The sequence below is a fragment of the Hallella sp. genome (assembly GCF_037460745.1).
Taxonomy (GTDB): domain Bacteria; phylum Bacteroidota; class Bacteroidia; order Bacteroidales; family Bacteroidaceae; genus Prevotella; species Prevotella faecis.
Window position 1 is genome coordinate 1 of the sequence record NZ_JAXVAE010000139.1, and the last position, 8838, is coordinate 8838.

Annotated in this window: 4 protein-coding genes and 1 tRNA gene; 4 read left to right on the top strand and 1 reads right to left on the bottom strand. The window is 51.9% G+C overall.

Features of this window, described 5'->3' with window-relative positions; genetic code table 11:
- Positions 1 to 162: 162 nt before the first annotated feature.
- The 3 genes from WKK33_RS09480 to WKK33_RS09490 all read left to right on the top strand — a co-directional run bounded on the left by WKK33_RS09480 (position 163) and on the right by WKK33_RS09490 (position 4495).
- On the top strand, positions 163 to 3003 hold the full coding sequence (locus WKK33_RS09480; protein WP_337933586.1) for a hypothetical protein: 2841 nt from the start codon (positions 163 to 165) through the stop codon (positions 3001 to 3003).
- Positions 3004 to 3017: 14 nt separating this feature from the next.
- Positions 3018 to 4268 (top strand): carboxypeptidase-like regulatory domain-containing protein, encoded by a 1251-nt coding sequence (locus WKK33_RS09485; protein WP_337933588.1) that lies wholly within the window; start codon positions 3018 to 3020, stop codon positions 4266 to 4268.
- Between the two features lie 156 nt (positions 4269 to 4424).
- Positions 4425 to 4495: transfer RNA gene (locus WKK33_RS09490), tRNA-Cys, on the top strand.
- A 256-nt stretch (positions 4496 to 4751) separates the two neighbouring features.
- On the opposite strand, the gene WKK33_RS09495 is transcribed toward WKK33_RS09490, so the two are convergent.
- Entirely contained in the window at positions 4752 to 6959 is a 2208-nt protein-coding gene (locus WKK33_RS09495; RefSeq protein ID WP_337933590.1) for a DPP IV N-terminal domain-containing protein, read from the bottom strand.
- A 115-nt stretch (positions 6960 to 7074) separates the two neighbouring features.
- Between WKK33_RS09495 and WKK33_RS09500 the strand changes: the two genes are divergently transcribed.
- Positions 7075 to 7968: a TIGR01212 family radical SAM protein gene (locus tag WKK33_RS09500; protein WP_337801221.1), complete on the top strand. Its 894-nt coding sequence runs from the start codon at positions 7075 to 7077 to the stop codon at positions 7966 to 7968.
- Positions 7969 to 8838: the final 870 nt, after the last annotated feature.

Here is an 8838-nt window from a genome sequence, read left to right on the forward strand (position 1 = left end):
ATTTCAGTATGTAAAAGACAAGAAATACAGGATGTTCATCAAAGTCTTTCATAATAACAACATTATAGAAACAGCCCAATTACCTTAGCTTTTGTGGTCTGATCTGAGTTTTTTCATTTTAGGCGCTTCATCTATATCTGTTGGAATTCAATCCTTTTGCCCATGAAGACTATAAGTAGTTTCATACTAACTTTAGCAACCTTTGCCTGCATATGTAGCTGGCAAAGCAACATCTATGCACAAAGAACAGACATTGAGAAACGCTTGTCCACCGCTCCTGTGCAGGAGAAGGCCTATCTGCACCTGGACAACAACTGCTACTTCCTGGGCGACACCATCTGGTATAAGGCATACTTGGTGGAGGCGGGCAACCTGCGACCGACGGCGGATAGCCGCATTCTCTATGTGGAACTGGTGGATCCTGAAGGACATGTCGTCGAGCGGCATCGGCAATACATCGGGCGGCCCGATGCCGACCATGGAGACTTCGCGCTGGCCGACACGCTCCGCTCGGGCTATTATGAGCTCAGGGCCTACACCCGATGGATGATGAACTTCTGCGTGACCGAACGCCCCTACAACCGCAAGGATCGCGAACTGTTTTACAACCGGCAGATGGCCAAGGACTTCTTTCGCGACTACGGCACGGTCTGGTCGCGCGTGGTGGCAGTGTACGAGCGACCAGAGAAAGATGGCGACTACAGCGACCGCCAGATTCTTCCGCGCCCGAGGCAGCGAGCTCTCAAGCCCAAGAAGCCCAGCCTCAACGTCACATTCTATCCCGAGGGTGGCAATCTGATTGCCGGCACACAGTGCCGAATAGCCTTCGAGGCCCTCAACGAGGATGGCGAGGCGGTGAACATCACAGGCAAGGTGGACGGACAAGACATCCGTGCTGACTTCATGGGGCGGGGCTCCTTCCTATATGATGTCCCCAAGGAAGGAAAGGCACGGGCGACGTTCAGCTATCAAGGCGAGGACTATCGCTTTGTGTTGCCCGACATCCTACCGAAAGGGCTCACGCTCCGCGTAAGCGAGGACGAGGTGACGCTGCAAGGTCAAGGACTATCGGCAAAACACCTCAAGGCGGCCTTCCTCACCCGGGGCGTGCTGCGTAGCCTCTTGGATGTGTCATTGGACGCCAAAGACGAGGGCACGCTTCATTTCGACAGAAGCCAACTGCCTACAGGGGTGTGCGACCTCATCGTCTATGACGAAGCGGGCAACGTGCTGGCCGACCGCCTGTTTTTCGTCAATCACCATGACTACGACCAGCGCCGCATCACCATTGAAGGCGCCAAGACCAAATACCAGCCCTGCGAGAAGGCCGACCTGACACTGGCAGCACCAAGAGACGTGCGGACGCTCAGCGTGGCCGTACGCGATCAAAAGGGCACGGCACCGTCGTACGACAGCGGCTCACTCCTCACCGACCTGTTGCTCACCAGTGACATCCAAGGGTTTGTGGCGCAGCCCAACTATTACTTTGAGCGAGACGACAGCCTGCACCGCGCTCGTCTTGACGTGTTGCTGATGGTGCAGGGCTGGCGACGTTACGACTTCAAGGAACTAAGTGATGGCAAGCCCCTGCGCTACCATCCTGAGAAGAACATCGAGATAGACGGCGCCGTCTACAAGGCTCCTGTCTTCGACCCCATTGAGCCCGATGAGCTGCCCCTTTGGCGAGATGGCGTCTTCGGGTGGACATTTGAGGAGGTAGCCAATACAGCAAACCTCCCAGCATTTACGAATTGGTTAGTCACAGGAAAAATAGTAGGAGAACAAGGTGCTTTGGCTGAAAAAGAGCGCGGCGTGCTGCTACCACAATTGCCAAACCAAACGGGCGATTCATCACCTGATGACACACCCAACAACAACACAGGCAAGGAAACTAACAAGGATGTGGAAAAAGATTATGGTGTCAATCATCCAGGACTGAAACATGAAGTGACCATCGAGGGCGAGATGACACTCACGGGTCCGAAGGGAGAGAAATCGACGCCCTTCACGCTGCAGACTACGGATGACGGACGCTTTCATTTTCAGATGGCGCCCTTCTGGGGAGAGGGTCGCCTGCTGCTGAGTGCCCACAAACAGGACATCAGCACCGAGGAATGGCACGCCAACCACACGAAGGACATCTTCGACGAGGAGGCGTGGCCTGACTACTACGTCAAACTCGACTTATTCTACCCCATCTTTGCGCGGAAATACTCCTGGTATGAGACCCACCATCCTGCCACAAGCCAACAGGACAGCACGACAACGCACACTCAGACAACAGCCGACTCTCCAGGCATCACCCTGCCCCAGGTGAGCGTGAAAGCTCGGCGGCGACACAGCAAGCAAGCCATCGCCTGGGGAAAACCCGTCTGCCAGTATGACACCGAGCAGCTCTACAACCTGGTCACCGATTACGGTCTGTCGTTTGGCAAAGTCAACTTCCGACGCCTGCCCTATCAGCTGAGCGTGCTGCTATTCGGCAACTATGGCACACAATGGACGTTCAATGTGGAAGGACATCTCAATCGCGTTCTCTTTTACCGAAGCTTCGACACTGGCAGGACCAAGATGATGGAGGCACCCATGAACCGCAGCAACTACAGCATCTATAAGGACCTCCTCCTGTGCCGCCAACAAACCGTCAAGTTCTACACCGATTTTGACCTGCGCAACAGTGACCGCTACATGGAGATGAGCAGCCAAACGGCCGACGTCACCCTGGACTTCGAGACCATCCCCGACGACGGCACACGCTACACCATGCGCGACCGCAGCCTCATCCTGCAAGGCATCACCGAGCCCGACGAATACTACCACCCCGACTACAGCCATCGGCAGTTGCCGCGGCACGCAGATTACCGGCGCACACTCTACTGGAACCCCAGTCTAAGAGTGGGCGCAACGAGCAAAGCGCACGCCACCTTCTACAACAACAGTCAGAAGACCTGCATCCAGGTCAGCGCCATGGGCATGGGCAACTTGGGACCCGCCTGCAATTAAAATAAGAAGCCATCATGAAAAAAAGCATTATCCTCATCATGTCGTTGCTATGTGCCCTGGCGCACATCAGCGCTCAGGACACCTATACGGCCCGCGTGGTGGACGCGACTACAGGCGACGCCTTACCCATGGCGAGCGTCTACATCAGCTCCTCCCACTCCACCATCACCAACCAAGAAGGCGACTTCTCCATCAAGGCACACCCAGAGGATATGCTGCACATCACCTACGTGGGCTACAACTGCAAGAACATCAAGGCCAGCGACTTGGGTCGCAAGGTGGCGCTCAAGCCCTACACCCGCTTGCTGAAAGAGGTGATCGTCACGCCCATCGATATTGAGGGATTGCTCAAGAAGTTGACAAAGAAGCTCAACGACGAGTACAACAAGTTCAGGGGCATACAGTCCAACTACTTCTTCCGTCAGGTGACGCAAAACGACACCACCTACAACGAGCTCATCGAGGCTTTCTTCCGCACCAGGTCGGATATCGCCCTGCGCGAATTCAGGCTCACCACGGGGCGCTATGGCAACATCGAGAGTGGCGACACGCTGAAGCCCTTCTATAAGTTTCGCGATTATTACAAGACCTCCTGCATTGCACCCATGCTACCAGAGTCGGGCATTTGGCGGCAACTCTACACCCCATTGCCCTACGAGTGGATCAAACATTATTACGAAAAACTATACGACCTGTCGTACGCCATCCTGCAAGGGGAGGACAGCACACGCATCCTCCTTCTTCAGTTTGATTTGCCATCGGATAGGGTGAAGGCCAATGGCGAGCGGATGACGCAAGATGAAATGGCATCGCTCCTACCGCCCACGCTGACCGGACGATTGATGATCGACATGGATAAGCTGCGCCTACTCTCATTTCGGGGAATGGTACGTAACCAATTGGTAAAGACACGTTTCAGAAACACAAAACGCATCGCATATAGCAAACGCAACATTGAGATACAGATGACCTACACGCACAACCGAGGATTCGACGAAGTGGCCTCCATCGGCACGCGCATGCTCGTCGACCGCGGCAAGGACGATTATAGGGGTGTCTATTGGAGCACGATGTTCAACATTGGCGACTACGACATCGGCGAAGGCGTCTCCACACGTTGGGAAGACATCTACTACGCCCTACGGGAGCGGGGCAACGACGAAACCTTCCGCGAGCACTACAAGATCGTGAAGACCACGTCGACGGAGGAGGCCATCATCAAGGAGTTTGAGCGCGACAACTGCTTCGGAAGTTTCATTCGCTAAAACACGCGGCATTTTTCAGGCCGACGCACCCCATCTCCAACACCCCTGACAACAAAAAAGAAACAATTTCGCCATAAAACAACAAAAAGCAAGTCAAAAGTTTGGTGGAAAGGAAAATAATGCCTACCTTTGCACACGCTTACAACAAGCAGGTACGGTACCTTGTCCGAACGGTCAGGTAACGGTCTGCAAAACCGTTCAAGGCGGTTCGACTCCGCCAGGTACCTCAACATTTATCAAGAGCACTGCAAACGCAGTGCTCTTTTTGTTTTATATCCATTGCCACTCCGCAGCATACCGAACATCATGCAACCCCTACCGGTTCCCTGAAGACACGCCAACCGTTACTTCTTGCCATAACCATACAACAACGAAAAGCCGTTGGCAACCGCGACTTTCGTGTCCTCGGTTGCCAACGGCAACATTCTTTGCGTCGTTCAGAAAAGACTGACGCCTCTTATGATTCAGCGCGATGGTTTCGTTTTACTTCTGCAAGTGATCCACAAACCATGTGGTGATTTGGCGCAAGAGATGGTTTCTTGAATTACCACCATAGATGCCATGGTTGCGGTTTGCATAGAAAAGCTCCTTGAAATCCTTGTCGGCCTGCACAAGAGCCTCAGCATACTCGAAGGTGTTCTGCGGGTGCACGTTGTCGTCGGCGGCACCGTGGCAGATAAGCAGTGCACCATGAAGCTTGTCGGCACGCGAGATGGCGCAATCAGCATAACCCTCGGCATTCTCCTGAGGAGTGCGCATGTAGCGTTCGGTGTAGACAGAATCGTAATAACGATAGCTTGTCGGAGGAGCGACAGACACACCTGCCTTGAAGACGGGACGGCCCTCGCTCATGCTCATCAGCGTGCAATAGCCACCATACGACCAACCCCAGATACCGATGTTGTCCTTGTCGACATAAGGCAGTGAGCCAAGGTAAAGGGCTGTTTCCACCTGGTCCTTAGCCTCCAGGTTGCCGAGGTGCAGGTAGGTACACTTCTCAAACTCAGCACCATTTGCGCCCGTGCCACGGCCATCGACGCAAACCACGATAAAGCCCTGTTGAGCGAGATACTGGTCGTAAGCGCAACCCTGCCCCATAGAACCGGCATTCCAAGAGTTTACAACCTGCTGGCTGCCGGGGCCGCTATACTGGAACATGATAACAGGATACTTTTTGTTGGGATCGAAATTGGCAGGCTTAACCATCCAACCGTCGAGCTTCACACTCTCAGAGGTGGTGAAAGAGAACATCTCGTTCTTCGTCCATCCATACTGCTGGGTCTTGGCCCGCAGCTCCTTGTTGTCGAGGTTGGTGGCGATCACCTTACCCTGGTTGTTGCGTGTGGTGTAAACGTAAGGATTGTTGATGTCGCTCCACGTGTTGACGAAATACTTGCAATCGCCCGAGAAAATGGCCTCGTTCCATCCCTCCTGATTGGTAAGACGCACGGTCTTGCCATTCTTGCGGGTCACCATGATCTGACGGTCGTGAGGATTGAGCGGAGCAGCCTGGTAATACACGTCGCCCGTCTTCTCGTCGTAGCCGTAAACCTTGGTGATGTCGTACTTGCCGTCGCCAATCTTGCGAAGCAACTTACCATTCTGGCTGTAGAGATAAAGGTGCATGTAACCATCGCGGTCGGAAGGCATCAGGATATAGTCCTTGCCAATACGGATAGCCTCCATAGCCTCTTCCTTCACATACTTGGCCACGCTCTCCTTAATCAACAGCTGCGACAGGGTGCTGCGCGGGTTGACCGTGTAGAGATTGAGCACGTCCTGATGACGGTTCATGGTGTAAACCAATATCTTCTCGGGATTCTCGGTAGGCAAGATGCGGGGCATGTAGCCATCCTCATCCATCGGAACCTGCAGCTGCTGGGTCTTGTGGCTCTTGATATCGTAGCTCCAAGCCGTCACCTTCGAGTTGTCCTCGCCAGCCTTCGGGTACTTGTAGCTATAATAACCGGGATACAACTCAAACTCCTTCTTCTCAGGTTTCATGCCCTTATACAACTGCAAAGAGTACTCCTTCACCTTCGACTCGTCGAACTTGAGCCAGCACAACATCGTACCATCGGCGTTGAAGGTCAACGCGCTATTGAACGCAAACTCCTCCTCGTAAACCCAATCGGGAACGCCATTGATGATCTCGTTGAATTTACCATCGGTTGTGACCTGGCTTTCGCTGTTGTCGTAGAGCAACTTCACCAGGAAGATGTTGTTGTCGCGCATGAAAGCCACTTGGTTTCCATCGGGCGACCATACGGGCATCTCCTGCGGACCTCCTGCTGAAAGACGCTCCAACTTGTGAGAGTCGACAGTATAGATATAGAAATCGGCCTTGTATGAGCGGCGGTAAATCATCTGTGTGTTTGTACGGATGAGCATGTGCTTTCCATCGGGGGCCATCTGGTAACCATCGAAACCTTTGATCTTCTCGCCATGCGTATTGTTGACGTCGAAGAGCACACCCGTCTTCTTACCGGTCTTGAAAGAGTACTGCACGATCTGACTGCCGTCTTGAGAGATCTGCGCATACTGGTCGGTTCCAGCGAGTGGGTCGATTCCACTAATACGGTGGGCCGAGAACTCACCTTGGGTCAGTCTCTTCAAGTCAATCTTGTCAGCGGCATTCGCACCCAACACCGTCAGGAGGATTGCCAAACACATCAATGTGATTTTTTTCATTTTACTATTAGTTTAATGGTCATTACTTGCAAAGTTAAACACATTTTGATAAATTTGCAAAGCATTACACCAATATTTGCAAATATATTTATGAAGGGCCTCAGGCCACTACACAATGTTTTATAAAGACTATAGCCATTGGATACGCGAGCAGTTCCCTTTTCGCGTGCAAAAGATATCTGTCGACGCTGCCTTCAGCTGTCCCAACCGAGACGGACGCCTGTCGTTGGGCGGATGTACGTTTTGCGACAACAAAACCTTCAACCCTTCCTATTGCGACCGAGGGAAGTCGATCACACGGCAACTCGAAGAGGGCAAGGCGTTCTTTGCAAAAAAATACCCAGAGATGAAATACCTGGCTTACTTCCAGGCTTACTCCAACACATACGCACCCTTGGAGGAACTGAAAAGGAAATATGAGGAAGCACTTGCCGTCGACGATGTGGTGGGCTTGGTTATCGGCACCCGACCCGACTGCGTGAGCGACGAGGCACTCGACTACCTGCAACAGCTCAACCAACACACGTTCCTCATCGTGGAATATGGTATCGAGTCGGCCAATGACAACACCCTACGACGCATCAATCGCGGCCACACATTCGACTGCAGCAGACAAGCCATCATCAAGGCCCACCAAAGGGGGATCATCACCTGCGGACACATCATTCTCGGATTGCCAGGCGAGGACGAAGAGGAAATGCTTCATCAGGCCTCAACCATCTCTCAGCTACCGCTTGACATCCTCAAACTCCACCAACTGCAAATCATCAAAGGCACACCTTTGGCCAAGGAATACGAGGCGCACCCCTTCCACGTCTTCTCAGCAGAAGAGTATGTAAACCTTGTGATTCGCTACGTATCACAGTTGCGAAACGACCTGGTCCTTGAACGGTTCGTAAGCCAAAGCCCTCCCAACATGGTGATTGCACCCAAATGGGGGTTGAAGAACCATGAGTTTACCGACTTGCTCAATAAGCGAATTCGCGAACTGGGATATGACCATCGTTAAGAATGACGCTTCAAGACAGATAGACGACATAGCCACTACACCTATTATATATAGGTGACTTTCATTTCCTGTGGACGCAGAATACCATAGGAACTACAAGTTTCTCCTCAGCCATAGGGTTGAGAACTATGTTGGCATCCATCTCACGAGAGTCATGGCAATTATAGTGCAAAGCGCGCCCATGAAGGCATACAAGAGGATTGCACAAGCGACCTGGGTAATCCGTAAAAAGCAAAACAAGGAGCATTAAATCGACAAAAGCGCAGCGGATGCACATTGCGCAAAGGTGCATGTGGTTTCTGCGTTGGAAAAGAAATGCGCGAGACTGAATGCGAAGAACCAACAAAACCCCAACCCTTAAAAAAACATAAAAGGGATGATTTCTGCGATACGAAGCACACCATTATCACCACTTCAAACTAACGGGAAACACAATGAATGGCGTTCGAATTTAGAAACATATCGCCCCAAAAGACCACAAGGGCAGGCTACGGAGTACCCCAAAATCCCCAAAACGAGCAATAGGAACACAAAAACACGCTTTCAAACCGTCATGCACGGGGGCGAGACACATGTTTTTTTCACATTCCACTGCATATTTTATACAGAATGAATACAAGGCCTCAATCGATCGTTTAACGACCAAATCACACCAACGAGAACCTTTTCGGCAGTTTGCTTAATATATTATATATAAGGTGAACTAATAAAATTGCATTTTTTTGAAAAAAAACTCGCGAAAAGTTTGTGGATTCAAAAAAAACCTGTACCTTTGCACTCGCATTTAGAGAAATGCTTCTGACAACAGAAAACAAGCGGCAATAGCTCAGTTGGTAGAGCGCGACCTTGCCAAGGTCGAGGTCGCGGGTT